The following is a 14,792-nucleotide window of genomic DNA, read 5'->3' as shown; positions in this document are numbered from 1 at the left end:
CGGCGGTCCAGTCCGGAACTCGGGTGACGAGATTTATAACGCCGCCTCCGGTACGGGGGGTATGGCGACCGACAGCGACGAGCCGAGTTCGTTCGAGGATCTGCCGATGCGGGTCGGGGCGGGTCAGTTCATGGACCCGGCCCCCGAACGGCTGCGATACATCAAGCAACTCGGCGCCGACGACATCCTGCTGAACATGTACCAGGTCGACGAGCCGGACTACGAGCACATGCCCGACGACGAGCGGGTGCCGCTGACCGGCGACGGCGAGTGGTCCGCGGAGAACCTCCGGGAGCTCCGCGAGCGCGTCGAATCTGAGGGGGTGCGGCTCAACGCCATCGAAAACGTCCCCGTCTCCTTCTACGAGGACATCATGCTCGACGGGCCGAAACGCGACGAGCAGATGGAGAAGATGAAGCGGACGATCCGCAACATGGGGGAAGCCGGCATCCCGATCTTCGGCTATCACTGGGCGCCCGCGGGCGTCTGGCGGACGGGCTGGACGACCACCCGCGGCGGCGCCGAGGTCTCCGTCTTCGACGCCGACGAAGCGGACATCGACGAACTCACCCACGGCCGGGAGTACACGGAGGAAGAACTGTGGGACAACTACGAGTACTTCCTCGACGAGATCCTGCCCGTCGCGGAGGAGGCGGGCGTCAAGCTGTGTCTCCACCCGAGCGACCCGCCGATGGAGGAGCTGGGCGGGATCCCCCAGCTGTTCCGCAACTTCGAGAACTTCAAGCGGGCGATGAACTACCGCGACACCGACCACCACGGGCTGGAACTCTGCCTCGGCTGCTGGTCGCAGATGGGCGAGCCGCTGGACGAGGTGATCCGCTACTTCGGAGGGCGCGACGAGATATTCTACGTCCACTTCCGCGACGTGTCGGGCACCGTCCCCAACTTCTCCGAGGATTTCATCGACGAGGGCAACTACGACGAGTACGAGCTCCTCCGGCTGCTCGACGAGGTCGGCTTCTCGGGCATGATGATCCCCGACCACACGCCCCACCTGGAGGGCGACACCGACTGGGAGCACCGCGGCCGCGCCTACACCGTCGGCTACCTCCGCGGAATGTTGAAAGCGATGCGCGCCGAGCGAGCGGGCCGCGACGCCGGCGTCGGAGCCCTCGCTCAGGACTGAGCACCGACCCCGTCTTTCTACCGCCCGCCGACCCACCTTCGGCAGTCGCCGGAACGCGACGCGTTCCGGTCTCCTGAACGGGAACCGCCCGTCAGCGTCGATGACGGGCCGGGTGTTCGAGAAATGCGTCACTGTTTTACACAGTTCTATCCACTATCGATGGAACGGTAGCGGCACCAATAATTATTATAAACGACCCCGCCACAGACGGGGGATACTTCCCGGCGAGACTCCCGTGTGAGCGTCGATAACACACCAGATACCCGAGTTCGGAATACAGGTATACGACTGTAATGTGAGAGTGTCGTTCCAGCATCAGTGGATTTTATCACCGGCGAATCGAATGAACGGGTATGGGTATCACCGAACCAGGCGCGGACGACAGCGCGATCGGGGCCGTCGAGCGGACGTTCGCGGTCGTCGGCGTCGTGCGCGAGCGGGGGACCGTTCGGATCGACGACGTGGCGACGGCGCTCGACATCCCGACGAGCACCGCTCACTCGCACCTCAAGACGCTCGAATCGGTGGGCTACGTCGTCCAGGGGAGCGACGGCTACCGGTTGAGCTGTCGGTTCCTCCGCGACGGCGTCGCAGTCAGACAGCGTCGGACGGTCTACCGCGCGACCAGGACGGAGATCGACGCGCTGGCGGAGTCGACGGGCGAGGTCGCCAACCTCGGGATCGAGGAGAACGGCCAGCGGGTCATCCTCTACCAGGCCGAGGGCACGGAGGCGGTCTACGACAACGCGCCGATCGGCGAACACACCGAGATGCACTGGACCGCCCTGGGCAAGGCCATCCTCGCCCACCTCCCGGCCGACTACGTCGACGAGGTCGTCGACACCTACGGCCTGCCGCGCGCGACCCAGCACACGATCACCGACCGCGACCGCCTGGGCCGGGAACTCGCGCGGATCGAGGACCGCGGCTACGCCATCGAGGACGAGGAGCGCCGGGAGGGGATCCGCTCGGTCGCCGCCCCGGTCGTCGTCGACGAACGCGTGGTCGGCTCCATCTCGGTCTCCGGTCCGAAGGAGCGACTCGACGACGAGCGCATCGAAGCGGAGATCCTGCCGGAACTCCGGAACACCGTCAACGTCGTCGAAGTGAAGTACGCCTACGACTGAACCCGGGCGCGGCCGTCCCCGCCGCGGACGCGATGCGGTCGCCTCCCCGCCGCGGACGACTGGTTCGGTACGCCGACCTTACTCTCCGCGGAAGTGCGGGATGATCGTCTCCTCGTAGTGGGCCAGCGTCTCCTCGTAGTCGCCCACCGGGATGAGGACGACGTTGTCCAGTCCCGCCTCGACCCAGCGTTCCAGGTCCGCGATTGCTTCTTCGGGCGTCCCGGAGACGGTCACCGCGTCGACTGCCTCGTCGGGGATCCTCTCGGCCGCCGAGAGGAGCCGCTCCTCCTGCTCCTCGTCGAAGGCCATCTCGAACATGATCGGCGTCTCGTCGGCGATGTCCTCGTAGCCCATCTTCGCCAGAAGCGGCGGGCGCAGCGCCAGGCTCGTCCGGTTGCGCTCGATGGCCGCCTCGCGGGCCGCGTCGCCGTCCTCGGAGACCGTCGTCGGGATCATGACCGCGCGGTCGATGTCGTCGGGGTCGCGCCCGCGGTCCTCCGCCACGTCGAGGACCCGCTGGAGGTCTTCCTCGTACTGTTCGGGCGCGTGGATCCACGGGAACCAGCCGTCGCCGAGCGCGCCGGTGAACCCGCGCATACTCGGCCCGTACCCGCCGACCCACATCGGCGGCCGGGGCTCCTGCACGGGCTTGAGCCCCATGTGTGCGGCCTCCAGCTGGTAGAACTCGCCGTCGAAGTCGACGGGGTCGTCGGCGGTCGAGTCCCACAGCCGGTCGACCACCTTGAACGCCTCCGAGAACCGGCCGAACGGGTCCGACCAGTCGATGTCCTCGATGGGCGTGAAGTTGAACGCCTCGCCGGCGCCGATCCCCAGGCCGAACCGCCCGTCGGTCATCTGGTCGAGGGTGACGCCGATGTGTGCGAGTTCGGTCGGGTGGCGCCGCACGGAGTCGGTGACGCCGGGCATCAGCATCGCCTCGTCGGTGTGCTGGGCGACGGCGCCGAGGACGGTGAACGCCTCCCACGGCGGGTCGACGAGGAACTCCTCCGAGCCCGTCGGGTGAAAGAGGTGGTCCGGGACGGTGATGATGTCGAAGCCCGCCTCCTCGGCGCGGACCGCGTCTTCGATCGTTCCCTGCACGTCGCCGTACGTCACGACCTGGCACCCGAAGTTCAGGTCCTCGGGCTCTCTGTCGCTCATGCTCGTGTGGTCGCTCGATCGGAGTAAATATCTGACGCACCGTCCGTTCCGCGTCGGAGCGCCCTCCCACTCGGGGACCGCTGCGCCGTCGGCGTGGCGGTATCGATCCGGACCGCGAGCGCGGAGGGTCAACAGTGACTGGTGTCGTTCTCCCGGACGACCCTCGCGGTCCCGGTCTCGTGGTCGTACTCGACCTCGTTGATCGAGCAGTACCCCTGTGACTGTTCCACGATCGCCGCGACGATGTCGAGGGCGGTCACGTGTCCGAGCAGCAGGCGAATGGGGCCACCGTGCGTCACGACGAGGACAGTCTCGCCCGGTTCGGACTCCGCCAGCGTCGTCTCCCACCGCTCGACGACCCGTTCGCGAACGTCCACGAGGCTCTCGCCGCTCTCCGGGGACCTGTGCGCCGCCTCCGGACCGGACGCCGAAAGGTCGTACTCGGGGAACCGCTCCGGCATCTCGTCGAGCTGCAGGCCCTGGTGGACGCCGACGTCGCGTTCGCGCCACGCGGGGTCGAAGGTGACGGGCGCGTCGAGGTGGTCGCGCAGGACCTCGACCGTCTCCTCGGCCCGGCAGAGGTCCGACGACAGTATCCGGTCGACATCGTGTCGGTCCGCGAGTGTCGCGCCGAGCCGGTCCGCCTGCGCTCGGCCGCGGTCGGTGAGTGGAACGGGAGCCCACCCCTGCAGTCGTCGCGTCCGGTTCCACTCGGTCTCGCCGTGCCGGACCGCGACTATCGTCGTCATATCCGTCGATGGACGGAACGACGCCATGAGGGTTCTGATTCGGCCTGCCTCGACTCGCGTCGCACCGGCGACCGGCCCACGGCGTCGGTCGGAGGGGGTCTCGAACTGGACGCGCCGCGGCATCGGACAGCTACCTTTATGAGCGAATCGGGACTGGATCCGAACGACATGAGGTTCCTCGACGACGAAACCTATCTGCTCGAGACCGACGCGGCCAGAGAGCTGTACGCCGAGATCGCGGACCGGCCGATCCTCGATCCGCACAACCACGCCGACATCGTGGAGATCGTCGAGAACGACGGCTGGGCGGACATCTGGGAGGTCCAGGGCGCCACCGACCACTACGTCTGGTCGATGATGCGCAAGCGCGGCGTCGACGAGGAGCTGATCACCGGCGACGCCTCCAACCGCGAGAAGTGGGACGCCTTCGCCGAGGTCGTCCCGGAGATGGCGGGCAACCCCGTCTACGAGTGGCTCCACCTCGACCTGAAGCGCCGGTTCGGCATCGAGAAGCCCGTCTCCGCCGAGACCGCCGACGAGATCTGGGCGGAGACCAGATCCCAGCTCGAAGACGACGACATGCGCCCGCAGGAGCTCCTGCGGGAGATGAACGTCGAGGTACTGGCGACGACGGACAACCCCACGTCGCAGCTCGGATACCACGAGCGGGCCGTCGACGAGGTCGAGGGCGTCGACATCCGCCCGACGTGGCGCGCGGACCCGGCCGTCAACATCCAGAAGTCCGGGTTCGTCGACTTCGCCGACGACCTGGCCGACGCCACCGAGTTCGACACCGACGACTTCGCGGGCTATCTCGACGCGCTGGAAGCCACTCACGAGTACTTCGACGAGCACGGCTGCGCGGCGAGCGACCTGGGCATCCTCGAACCCGTCTCGCGGCCGGTCAGCGAGGCGCGGGCGGCAGAAGTGTACGCCAGGCGCCGCGCCGGCGAGTCCCTGTCCGAGCGGGAGATCGAGGACTTCCAGGCGTACCTGCTGGAGTTCATCGGCCGGCTGAACGCCGAGACCGACTGGGTCACGCAACTGCACATCGGCGCACTGCGGGACTACCGCGAACAGTTGTACGACGAACTCGGCGCGGCATCCGGTGGCGACGTGTCGACGGGCGACATCGAGATCGCGGAGGGGCTGGACTACTACCTCGACCGCTTCGACGGGGAGGGCGAGATCATCCTCTACTGCGTCGACCCGAGCCACTACCCGACGCTGACGACCATCGCGCGGGCGTATTCGGACGTCAGCGTCGGCCCGGCCTGGTGGTTCAACGACAGCCCGTTCGGGATGGACCACCAGCTCGACTACGTCGGCAGCGTCGATCTCCTGGCCAACCACGCCGGCATGGTCAGCGACTCGCGGAAACTGCTATCCTTCGACTCGCGGTTCGAGATGTTCCGACGCACGCTCGCCAACGTCGTCGGCCGGAAGGTCGAGCGCGGGCAGATGCCCCTCGACGTGGCCGAGGACCTGGTCGACCACGTCGCCTACGAGCGCCCGAAGGAGCTGTACGGGTTCTGAGCGGCCGTCCGGGGCGTGGCGGTGACGGGGTCGGCCCGTCGATGCCGCGACCGGCCCCCTTTTTGTCGGTGGATACAGTGAGTCGTCGTATGGATATCGAAGTCCCGAGTTCGTTCGACGAGCGCGACTGGAGCCGCCCGGTCGACGGCGGGCCCGTCCGGTTCGCCGTCCTGGGACTGGGCTGGTTCGGCCCGGACGTGGCGATCCCCGCGATCGAGGAGTCCGAGTTCTGCGAGACGACGGTCGTCGTCAGCGGCGACCGCGAGAAGGCCGAGCGCGTCGCCGACGAGAAGGGCGTCGACCACGCGCTGACCTACGACGACTACGCCGACGGCGAGGCGAGCGAGGCGTACGACGCCGTCTACATCGTCACGCCCAACGCCCTGCACCTCCCGCACGTCGAGGCGGCCGCGGAACTGGGGAAGGACGTGCTCTGCGAGAAACCCCTGGAAGCCGACGCCGAACGCGCCCGGAAGTGCGTCGAGGCCTGTGAGGCGGGCGGCGTCGAACTGATGACCGCCTACCGGATGCACGCGACTCGCTCGACCCGGTGGCTCCGCGACGTGGTACAGGACGGCGCAATCGGCGACCCCGTCCACACCCGCGGCGCGTTCTCGTACAACCTGATCGCCGCCGGCGAGGACATGGACCAGTGGCGGCTGAATCCCGACCTGGCCGGCGGCGGCCCGCTGATGGACCTGGGCGTCTACCCGCTGAACACGTCCAGATTCGTCCTCGACGCCGACCCGGAGGCCGTCCACGCGACCACCGTCGAGGGTCCCGAGGGCTTCGACGGCCTGGAGAAGTACTGCGCGTTCACGATGGAGTTCCCCGACGGCGCGGTCGCCGAGTGCGACACCGGCTACCAGGTCGCCGGCGACAACTACTTCGAGGTCGGCGGCACCCGCGGTCGGATCCGCGTTGACGTGCCGTTCAACGTCGACGGCGACCGGACGATCACCGTCCGGAAGGGCGGCGAGGAGCAGGTCGTCGAAGTCGAGGAACCCTCCGAGATGGTCGAGGAGTTCGACTACTTCGCGACGGGCGTCCTGACCGACATGGAGATCGGTCCGGACGGCCAGCACGGCTACGAGGACATGCGGATCGTCGACGCCATCTACGAGTCCGGCGAGACCGGCGGCCGTATCGAGCTGTAGCCACCGCCGTTTCGCCGCCCGATTCTCTTCGCGCCCCTCACCACCGGATGCTCAGTGCAGGGAAGACAGGTAACGCTCAATGTCGGTAGTGTCGTCGGTATCTCGCAACTTGGAAACATTCACACGTACACTACACGATGGTCAGACATTAGTCTCATTCGCCGTTCTTCGGAACAGTGATCGAATCGTCGGCACGGGCATCTTCGAGAATGGACTGTAGGCAGTCCGATTTGGCGCTGTTGTAGCTGTCGAGGTCTTCAGGATGGGCTGCTGCCGCCTCTCGTTTAACTGACTCGTACCGTTCTCGAGCTTCCGGATTGTTTCGGAGGTACTCTCGGAAGCGCAGGTTCCGTCGCCACTCCTCACAAGATTCGGGAATCAGATGCAGATTGAATGCCTGTGCGTCCTCATCCTCGCGCTGGAGCAGAAGCCAGTCACCCGGAACGTGGCTGATCTCGTAACCGAACCACGTAGAGAGGTGATCGACGTTCCCGAGCATCCCCTCGGCGTCGCTGACGACAGCCATGCAATCGATGATCGGTTTCGCGGCGAGTCTAGGAACGGAGGTACTTCCGATATGGTCAATCCGTGTCGTGCAGTCCTCAAGGATTGGAGTGATACGATCGCGCTCCGTCTGAAACCGGTCACGCCACTCCGAGTCGTGATCGACAATTTCGATCGGCGTTTCGTCCATCAGTTGTTATGTATGCGATATTATTGAAAAGTACTGGGATGTGGAACAGGCACATCGAACCGAACGGCAGTTTCGGACCGGGAACCGCCGAAAACGACGCCGAAAGACCCGCTACCGCGCCCCAGTTACGCCTCGTAGTTCGCGAGCGTCTCCTTGATGGCGTGGTAGGCGGGCTTGGGGTCGTTGCCCGAATCGAACAGCAGCGGGTCGCCGGTGAGGTCCTCGAACCAGTTGGGGATCCACGAGTCGGAGTCGCGGACGCCCCAGACGATCATCGTGTCGACGCCCTCGTCGAGACAGACCTCGGTGATGTCGCGGTAAAAGTCGGCCTGCTTCTCCCACCGCGCTTCCTGGTCGCCGGGGTCGTCCTCCGGCAGGTACGCCACGTCGAACTCGGTGATCTCTACGTCGAGACCGAGGTCCTTGAACCGGCGGATGTTCTCGGCGACGGAGTCGATACCGGGCTTCTCGTGGAGCGCGTGCATCTGGAGGCCGACGCCGTCGATGGGGACGCCCCGGTCCAGCAGCCGGGAGACGAGGTCGTAGATGGCGTCGGATTTCACGTTGACGCCGTCGGCGCCGTAGTCGTTGTAGTACAGGTCGGTGTCGGGGGCGACCTCGTTGGCCCAGCGGAAGGCCTTGTCGAGGTACTCCTCGCCCATCGCCTCGTACCAGAGGTTCTCGCGCATCGTCCCGTCGTCGGCGACGGCCTCGTTGACCACGTCCCAGGTGTCGACCGTGTCGCGGTAGCGACCCGCGGTCGTGTGGACGTGTTCGCGGGTGAAGTCCTCCAGTTGTTCCGTCGTGTAGTCCCACTCCTGGAACCACTCGGGCGTCTGGTTGTGCCAGACGAGGGTGTGGGCGCGGACCGACTGGTCGTGCGCGCGGGCGTAGTCGACGACCGCGTCGGCGTCGTTGAAGTCGTAGACGCCGGGGTCGGGCCGGAGCGGCCCCATCTTCAGGGCGTTCTCGGCGGTGACGTAGTTGAACTCGTTGCGCAGGGTCTTCTTGTAGCCGGCGTCGGTCCGCAGCGGCCGGGCGGCCACCGCGGCACCGATCTGGAAGTCCCGCTCCTCCGCTACGTCGCGCAGTCTGTCGTCGTCTGCCATACCCGAACAGGCGGGCACTCCCCGATAAAGATACCGGGGACGTTCTCGCAGATGATTCCGAGTCCGCGCAGCTGCGCCGCGGATCCGCCCTGAAACGTCCGGGGGATCCCGGCGCGGTCCGCCGTGAGGGGAACCCTCAAGACCGGTCCGGCTGAGGATGGGCGCATGCACGTGACGGCCCTCCGACGGGACGCCGACGGCCCGCTGTTCGACGCGGGCGACCAGCGACTCAAACTGCAGGTCCTCGCCGACGACATCGTCCGGCTGGTCTACACCGCCGGCGAGTCGGTCCCCGACCCCGAGAGCCCGATGGTCGTCGAACAGGACCCCGACGGCGAGTGGGACCTGGTCGAGCGCGAAGGCGAGTACGAACTGGTCACCGACGCCCTGCGCGTCGAACTCGACCGCGAGACGGGCGCGCTCACGTGGCGCGACGCCGAGGGCGACCTGCTCGTGCGCGAACCGCCCGAGGGCGGGAAATCGATAGTCCCCGTCCCGCCCGAGGACCTCACGGTCGGCGACCACGAGGTAGCGACACCCCGCGACAGCCTCGACCGGGAGGCGTACTCGACGCGGCTTGACCTGGAGTTCGACGACAGCGAGGCGATCCTCGGGCTCGGCCAGCACGAGGGCGGCGTCGCCGACTACAGCGGCGAGGAGCAGATCCTCTACCAGGGTAACACCAAGGTCGCGATGCCGGCCATTCTGTCGACCGGCGGCTACGGGATGCTGTGGAACACGGGGTCGCTGACGACGTTCCACGACGACCAGCACGGCTCGTACGTCTGGACGGAGTGCGACGACTCGCTGGACGTGTTCGTGGTCGCCGGCGACCCCGACGACGTGATCGCGGGCTTCCGCGAACTCACGGGCGAGGCGACGATGCTCCCGAAGTGGTCCTACGGCTACGTCCAGTCCAAGGAGCGCTACGAGACGGGCGAGGAACTCGTGGAGGTGGTCGAGGAGTACCGCGACCGCGAGGTGCCCATCGACTGCGTGGTGCAAGACTGGCAGTACTGGCCTGATACGGAGGACCACCATCCAAATTTCGAGGAGTGGGGCGGCCCCACGGGCGACTGGGGCCAGTGGGGTCAGAAGTCGTTCCACCCCGGCCGCTACCCCGACCCCTCGGCGACGATGGACGCGCTCCACGAGCGGAACGTCCGCCTGATGGTCTCCATCTGGCCGAACATGCTCGCCGGCGAGAACTACGACGAGATGAGCGAAGCCGGGCACATCCTCGACGACGCAGACGTGCCGGCGCCAGGCAACGAGCAACGGTACTACGACGCCTTCTCCGGGGAAGCGCGGGACATCTACTGGAACCAGGCGAAGGAGGGGCTGTTCGACCACGGCGTCGACGCGTGGTGGTGCGACTCGACCGAGCCCTACGATCCGACCTGGACGCTCCCGACGGCGCCCGACCCGTTCGCGCTCGCGAAGCACACCACCGACGCGTTCAAGCGCGTCCTCGATCCGGGCTACATCAACACCTACTCGCTCCACCAGGCGAAGGGGATGTACGAGGGCCAGCGCGAAGCCACGGACGACAAGCGGGTCATCAACCTCACCCGCTCGGGGTATCCGGGACAGCAGCGCTACGGCGCGATCACGTGGTCGGGCGACATCGAGGCGACGTGGGAGCGCTACCGGAAGCAGATCGCCGACGGCCTGCAGTTCACCGCCGCGGGCAACCCCAAGTGGACGCTGGACGTGGGCGCCTTCTTCGTCGGGGACGGCCCCTCGTGGATCACGGACGGCGACTTCGACGACGGCGTCGACGACCTGGGCTACCGCGAGCTGTACGTCCGCTGGTTCCAGTACGGCGCCTTCCTGCCGATGTTCCGCTCGCACGGCACCGACACCCCCCGCGAGATGTGGCGCTTCGGCGAGCCCGGCGACCGCACCTACGACACCCTCGTCAAGTTCGACCGCCTGCGCTATCGCCTGCTGCCCTACCTGTACTCGCTGGCGGGCTGGGAGACCCACCGCGACTACACGATGTACCGCCACCTCGCCGTCGAGTTCCCCGACGACGAGGACGCTCACGACGTGGGCGACCAGTTCATGTTCGGTCCCTCCCTGCTGGTCTGCCCGGTCACCGAACCGATGTACTACGGCCCCGACTCCGAGGAACTCGACGGGAAGGCGGAGGCGCGGGAGGTGTACCTCCCCGAGGGCGTCGACTGGTACGACTTCTGGACGGGCGAGCGCTACGACGGCGGGCAGACGGTTCTCGCCGACGCGCCCCTGGAGAAGTTGCCGCTGTTCGTGAAGGCCGGCAGCGTCGTCCCGATGGGTCCCGAAGTGCAGCACACCGGCGAGAAGTCCGATGCGCCGTGGGAACTGCGCGTCTACCCGGGCCGCGATGGCGAGTTCGACGCCTACGAGGACGCCGGCGACGGCTACGACTACGAGGACGGCGAGTACGCGTTCACCCCGATCCGCTGGGACGACACCGCCGACGAACTGACCGTCGCGGACCGGGAAGGTTCGTTCCCCGAACTCGTGGAAGAGCGCGACTTCGAGGTGGTCGCCGTCGGCGAGGGCGAGGGGACCGGCGTGGAACCGGCCGACCCTGACGCGACGCTGCAATACGACGGCAGCGCGGCCAGCGTCGAACTCGACCGATAAGCGGCCGGTTCGGCTCCGGTGTATCTGAGGGGGGAATTCGGTTGGGTGGAATCTGTTGCGGTGCGGTCGGCGCGCGCTGGAGCGCGCGTTCATGCGCGCGACGACACCGCGCGAGGTCTTCGTGAACGTGTGAACGAAGGCTCGTCAGCGCTTGCTCTGACGGTGGATTCGCGACTCGCGTGTCGCGAATCGGCTGGGGAGGCTCGTGGCCCTCTGCGGTGCCGTGCGGGGTGGTTGCCGTGCGGTGCTGTGCTGTCCCTGGCGGACTGAACGGGCGAGGCGCGCTCGCGTCCACTTTAGTCGCTGAGCGGGCACTATCCGCGGGGTGCGAGGCGCTGTGCGCCTCGAAGCGAACGGCTGTGCCGTGAGCGGGCGGTGCGGAGAGCGCGGATATCCCGCCTCAGCGACCGCGAGCGGGCCGAGGGCTTTCATCGCCCGCTGTCGAGAACGCCCACGGTCGTCCCCGTCCCTCCCACGACATCGACCCCCATACTCAAGTCGCTCGCATACACCGATCCGCTATGCAATTCGACTGGATGGTCGGCTGCTACGCGGGCGCGGGGGTCCACAGGGACACCCCGCTCCTGGAGCACGTCGACCGGGAGACGGTGATGGCGGGCGTCGACGCCGCAGTCGACGCGGGACTGGAAGGGCTGTGGGCGCCGGACCACTTCATGCTCGGGCCGCGACACGAGGAGTTCGAGGTCTGGACGCTCCTGTCGGCCATCGCCGAACGCACGCACGGGACCGACGTGGACATCGGTCCGCTCGTCGGCTCGATCACCTACCGCAACCCCGCGCTGCTGGCGAAGATGGTGACGACCGTCGACCACCTCTCCGGGGGCCGCGCCCGCCTCGGCCTCGGCTGCGGCTGGCACCGCGAGGAACACGAGGCCTACGGCTACGAGTTCCCGCCGGTCAACCAGCGCATCGGCATGCTCGACGAGGGGATCCAGGTGGTCAAAGCGATGTTCACCGAGGCCGAACCCGACTTCTCGGGCGACCACTACGAGATCGACGACGCCTACAACGAACCGAAACCGCTCCAGGATCCCCATCCGCCGGTCGTCGTCGGCGGCGCCGGCCCGCGGATGCTCAGACTCGCCGCCCGCCACGCCGACGAGTGGAACGTCGAGATATCCGGGCGAGCGCGGGGCAAGCCCATCGAGTTCAAAACTCGAAAATTCGACGAGTATCTCGAAGAAGAAGGCCGCGACCCCGGGGATGTCGAACGGTCGTGGCTCGCCCACTGTATCGTCCGGGAGGACCCCGACGAACTCGACCGGCTGTGCGATGAGATCTTCCCGCTGCCGTGGGGCGAGGAGGAAGACGTGGACGACCAGCTCAGTACCCCCGAGGAGGCCCGGGAGAAGGGCGACTTCCTCATCGGGACCCCCGCCGAGGTCGCCGAGCAGATCGAGCCGATCCGCGAGCTCGGCTTCGGGAAGCTCCAGCTCATCTTCCCGGACTTCCCGAGCACGCGCGGGATGGAGCTGTTCGGGGACGAGGTCGCGCCGCGGGTCGACTGACGGGTCGACGCCCTCGCTTGCCGGCGCTCTGCCGTCAGTCCGCCATCGTCCGGGCGTGACCGAGGGGGAGGAAGATCGGGGCGGTGTAGTCGATGGCCCACTCGTTGGCCGAGTACGACGCCGTGGCGTCGACGTAGCACTTCGCGGGCGGCGCGTCGGTCTCCGCGATGTACTCCGCGAGCGTCTCGTCGTCGCCGTTGCGGTTGGCGCCGCTGACGACCATCCCCGGTAGAGAGGTTCCGGTCCCCTCCACAAGGCGGTCGTGGGGGTTGCGCGGCGGGTGGGTGCCCTGGCCGGTCACGTAGCTGTAACCGGTCGGCGTCCGCCCGAGCGCGTAGTGCAACTGGTCGAGCGCGGCGGCGACGTAGCGCTCGTCCGGATCGATCGCGTCGGCGAGCAACAGCATCCCGCCCTTCGAGAGCGCCAGCTTGGTCGACGCCCAGTGGTAGTCGTCGGTGTCGAGCGCGCAGCGGTAGCCGTCGGCCTCGATGTCTTCCACCAGACGGTCCGCGTAGTCGACGAACGCCGATTCGAGGCGGTCGGCGCGGGCGTCGTCGGCGGCGTCGGCAGTCAGGTAGGCCCACTGGCCCAGCGAGAGCGTGTCGTCCCAGACGGGCGCCCGAACCCCCGCGTCGAACAGGTCGGCGAACCGGACCTCCAGGTGGTCGGCGTACCGGGTGTCGCCCGTGGTCTTCAGCAACTCCGCAGTCGCCCAGAAGCGCTCCTCGCGGTCGGTGTCCTTGCGATACGGCCCCGACCCGTCGTCCTGTCCCGGGTCGAAGCGGAACTCGGGTTCGGGGTTCGAGACGAGGTAGTCGTGGGCCGCCCGGGCGTTGTCGAGCGCGCGCTCGGCGAACTCGGGCGCCCAGTGGGCGTAGACGCGGGCGGCCATCGCCATCGCGGCGGCGTACCCCGCGGTCCCGAACGTCGATAGCCCGTAGACGTACCGCTCGCGGTCGTCGTCGGTCGGCGCCTCGTCGATGTCGGGCCACTCGCGGGCGGCGACCTTGTGGTAGACGGCGCCGTCCGCCCGCTGCATCCGTTCGAGCCACTCCAGCTCGAATTTCGCCTCGACGAGCAGGTCGGGCAGGTTCGCCTCGTCATCGGCCGCCGACCCCTCGCCTGTCGGCCGCTCGCCCTCCGACCGCTCGACCGGCAGGTCGCACTGGCCCGCCGCGAACGCGTCGGGATACTGTTCGTACGCCAGCAGCATCTGGCCGACAGTCACCGCGCCCGGGGGGACGTACTTCCCGTAGTCGCCGGCGTCGTACCAGCCGCCGGCGGCGTCAAGCCGGTCGCCCTCCTCGCGGACGGCGTCGCCGAAGTACATCCGGGCCTCGGCGTCCTGCGTGTGGCCGGCCGGCACGTCCAGCCCGGTGACGGGGTCGTCGATGGCCGTGTTCGAGCGCTTCAGCGTGTAGAGCCGGACGGTATCTGCGAGGGTCCCGTCGTACACGTCCGCACCCACACGGAACGGGGCCGATTCACCCGCGGTCTCCCGCAGACCGCCGCCGTCCGCCTCCCCGTACCCGACCGCGACGCGGTACTCGCCCGGCTCGGAGAGCGCCGAGAAGTCGGCGCGCCGGACCGTCTCGCCCGCGTCCGGGTCGTCGATCGGGTCGGAGAGCCCGCCTGAGAGGACGACTGACTCGTCCCCGACTTCACGGACGGCGAACCGCTCGGCGTCGACCGCGACGACGGCCCGTTTCGGCGCCGAGGGGCGGTAGCCGACCTGGTCGACGTGTACCCGCTGGGTGGGTCGTTCGGACCCGGGTTCGAACTCGCTCATTCGTTGACGGCCGTTGCCGACCGCCGACCAAAAGCGCGCGGTTGGTCGGGTAACTCTCCGGTTTCGGCGGTCGTCCGGGCGGTGCGGTAGCGGCCCATACTGCCGGATAAATCGCCCGCCCCCGAACAGTCTCGCCGGGACCCGAACCGGCAAGCGTGCG

Annotated in this window: 11 protein-coding genes; 6 read left to right on the top strand and 5 right to left on the bottom strand. The window is 67.8% G+C overall.

Features of this window, described 5'->3' with window-relative positions; genetic code table 11:
• Positions 1-61: 61 nt before the first annotated feature.
• Positions 62-1,147, top strand: coding sequence for a mannonate dehydratase (locus tag E3328_RS03625; RefSeq protein WP_135363260.1), 1,086 nt, complete (start codon positions 62-64; stop codon positions 1,145-1,147).
• A gap of 353 nt (positions 1,148-1,500) precedes the next feature.
• Positions 1,501-2,274 (top strand): IclR family transcriptional regulator, encoded by a 774-nt coding sequence (locus E3328_RS03620; protein ID WP_135363259.1) that lies wholly within the window; start codon positions 1,501-1,503, stop codon positions 2,272-2,274.
• Positions 2,275-2,352: 78 nt separating this feature from the next.
• On the opposite strand, the gene E3328_RS03615 is transcribed toward E3328_RS03620, so the two are convergent.
• Together E3328_RS03615 and E3328_RS03610 are read right to left on the bottom strand one after the other, a co-directional pair.
• Positions 2,353-3,435 carry an LLM class flavin-dependent oxidoreductase gene (locus E3328_RS03615; RefSeq protein ID WP_135363258.1) on the bottom strand — a complete coding sequence of 361 codons (1,083 nt, stop codon included), beginning with the start codon at positions 3,433-3,435 and terminating at the stop codon, positions 2,353-2,355.
• A 128-nt stretch (positions 3,436-3,563) separates the two neighbouring features.
• Positions 3,564-4,184: a histidine phosphatase family protein gene (locus tag E3328_RS03610; RefSeq protein ID WP_135363257.1), complete on the bottom strand. Its 621-nt coding sequence runs from the start codon at positions 4,182-4,184 to the stop codon at positions 3,564-3,566.
• Between the two features lie 168 nt (positions 4,185-4,352).
• Between E3328_RS03610 and uxaC the strand changes: the two genes are divergently transcribed.
• Positions 4,353-5,720, top strand: coding sequence for a glucuronate isomerase (gene uxaC, locus E3328_RS03605; protein WP_167837287.1), 1,368 nt, complete (start codon positions 4,353-4,355; stop codon positions 5,718-5,720).
• Between the two features lie 89 nt (positions 5,721-5,809).
• Entirely contained in the window at positions 5,810-6,877 is a 1,068-nt protein-coding gene (gfo6, locus tag E3328_RS03600) for a D-xylose 1-dehydrogenase Gfo6 (RefSeq protein WP_167837286.1), read from the top strand.
• Positions 6,878-7,031: 154 nt separating this feature from the next.
• Here the strand turns inward: gfo6 and E3328_RS03595 are convergent, their stop codons facing one another.
• The gene (locus E3328_RS03595) at positions 7,032-7,571 is read right to left on the bottom strand and encodes a GrpB family protein (RefSeq protein WP_135363254.1); all 540 of its coding nucleotides are present in this window, start codon (positions 7,569-7,571) and stop codon (positions 7,032-7,034) included.
• A 125-nt stretch (positions 7,572-7,696) separates the two neighbouring features.
• Positions 7,697-8,680, bottom strand: coding sequence for an endo-1,4-beta-xylanase (locus tag E3328_RS03590; protein ID WP_135363253.1), 984 nt, complete (start codon positions 8,678-8,680; stop codon positions 7,697-7,699).
• Positions 8,681-8,845: 165 nt separating this feature from the next.
• Between E3328_RS03590 and E3328_RS03585 the strand changes: the two genes are divergently transcribed.
• On the top strand, positions 8,846-11,314 hold the full coding sequence (locus E3328_RS03585) for a glycoside hydrolase family 31 protein (protein ID WP_135363252.1): 2,469 nt from the start codon (positions 8,846-8,848) through the stop codon (positions 11,312-11,314).
• Positions 11,315-11,835: 521 nt separating this feature from the next.
• Positions 11,836-12,843, top strand: coding sequence for an LLM class flavin-dependent oxidoreductase (locus E3328_RS03580; protein ID WP_135363251.1), 1,008 nt, complete (start codon positions 11,836-11,838; stop codon positions 12,841-12,843).
• A 34-nt stretch (positions 12,844-12,877) separates the two neighbouring features.
• Here E3328_RS03580 and E3328_RS03575 read toward each other — a convergent pair whose 3' ends face one another.
• Positions 12,878-14,632 carry a glycoside hydrolase family 9 protein gene (locus E3328_RS03575; RefSeq protein WP_135363250.1) on the bottom strand — a complete coding sequence of 585 codons (1,755 nt, stop codon included), beginning with the start codon at positions 14,630-14,632 and terminating at the stop codon, positions 12,878-12,880.
• Positions 14,633-14,792: the final 160 nt, after the last annotated feature.

It is taken from the genome of Halosimplex halophilum (genome assembly GCF_004698125.1).
GTDB lineage: Archaea > Halobacteriota > Halobacteria > Halobacteriales > Haloarculaceae > Halosimplex > Halosimplex halophilum.
This window is presented reverse-complemented; position numbering and strand designations above follow the sequence as displayed.

Excerpts from the sequence above, each read along its gene's own strand:
- E3328_RS03625 (WP_135363260.1), top strand. The coding sequence starts at position 62 with ATGGCGACCGACAGCGACGAGCCGAGTTCGTTCGAGGATCTGCCGATG.
- E3328_RS03620 (WP_135363259.1), top strand. The coding sequence starts at position 1,501 with ATGGGTATCACCGAACCAGGCGCGGACGACAGCGCGATCGGGGCCGTC.
- E3328_RS03615 (WP_135363258.1), bottom strand. The coding sequence starts at position 3,435 with ATGAGCGACAGAGAGCCCGAGGACCTGAACTTCGGGTGCCAGGTCGTG.
- E3328_RS03610 (WP_135363257.1), bottom strand. The coding sequence starts at position 4,184 with ATGACGACGATAGTCGCGGTCCGGCACGGCGAGACCGAGTGGAACCGG.
- uxaC (WP_167837287.1), top strand. The coding sequence starts at position 4,353 with ATGAGGTTCCTCGACGACGAAACCTATCTGCTCGAGACCGACGCGGCC.
- gfo6 (WP_167837286.1), top strand. The coding sequence starts at position 5,810 with ATGGATATCGAAGTCCCGAGTTCGTTCGACGAGCGCGACTGGAGCCGC.
- E3328_RS03595 (WP_135363254.1), bottom strand. The coding sequence starts at position 7,571 with ATGGACGAAACGCCGATCGAAATTGTCGATCACGACTCGGAGTGGCGT.
- E3328_RS03590 (WP_135363253.1), bottom strand. The coding sequence starts at position 8,680 with ATGGCAGACGACGACAGACTGCGCGACGTAGCGGAGGAGCGGGACTTC.
- E3328_RS03585 (WP_135363252.1), top strand. The coding sequence starts at position 8,846 with ATGCACGTGACGGCCCTCCGACGGGACGCCGACGGCCCGCTGTTCGAC.
- E3328_RS03580 (WP_135363251.1), top strand. The coding sequence starts at position 11,836 with ATGCAATTCGACTGGATGGTCGGCTGCTACGCGGGCGCGGGGGTCCAC.
- E3328_RS03575 (WP_135363250.1), bottom strand. The coding sequence starts at position 14,632 with ATGAGCGAGTTCGAACCCGGGTCCGAACGACCCACCCAGCGGGTACAC.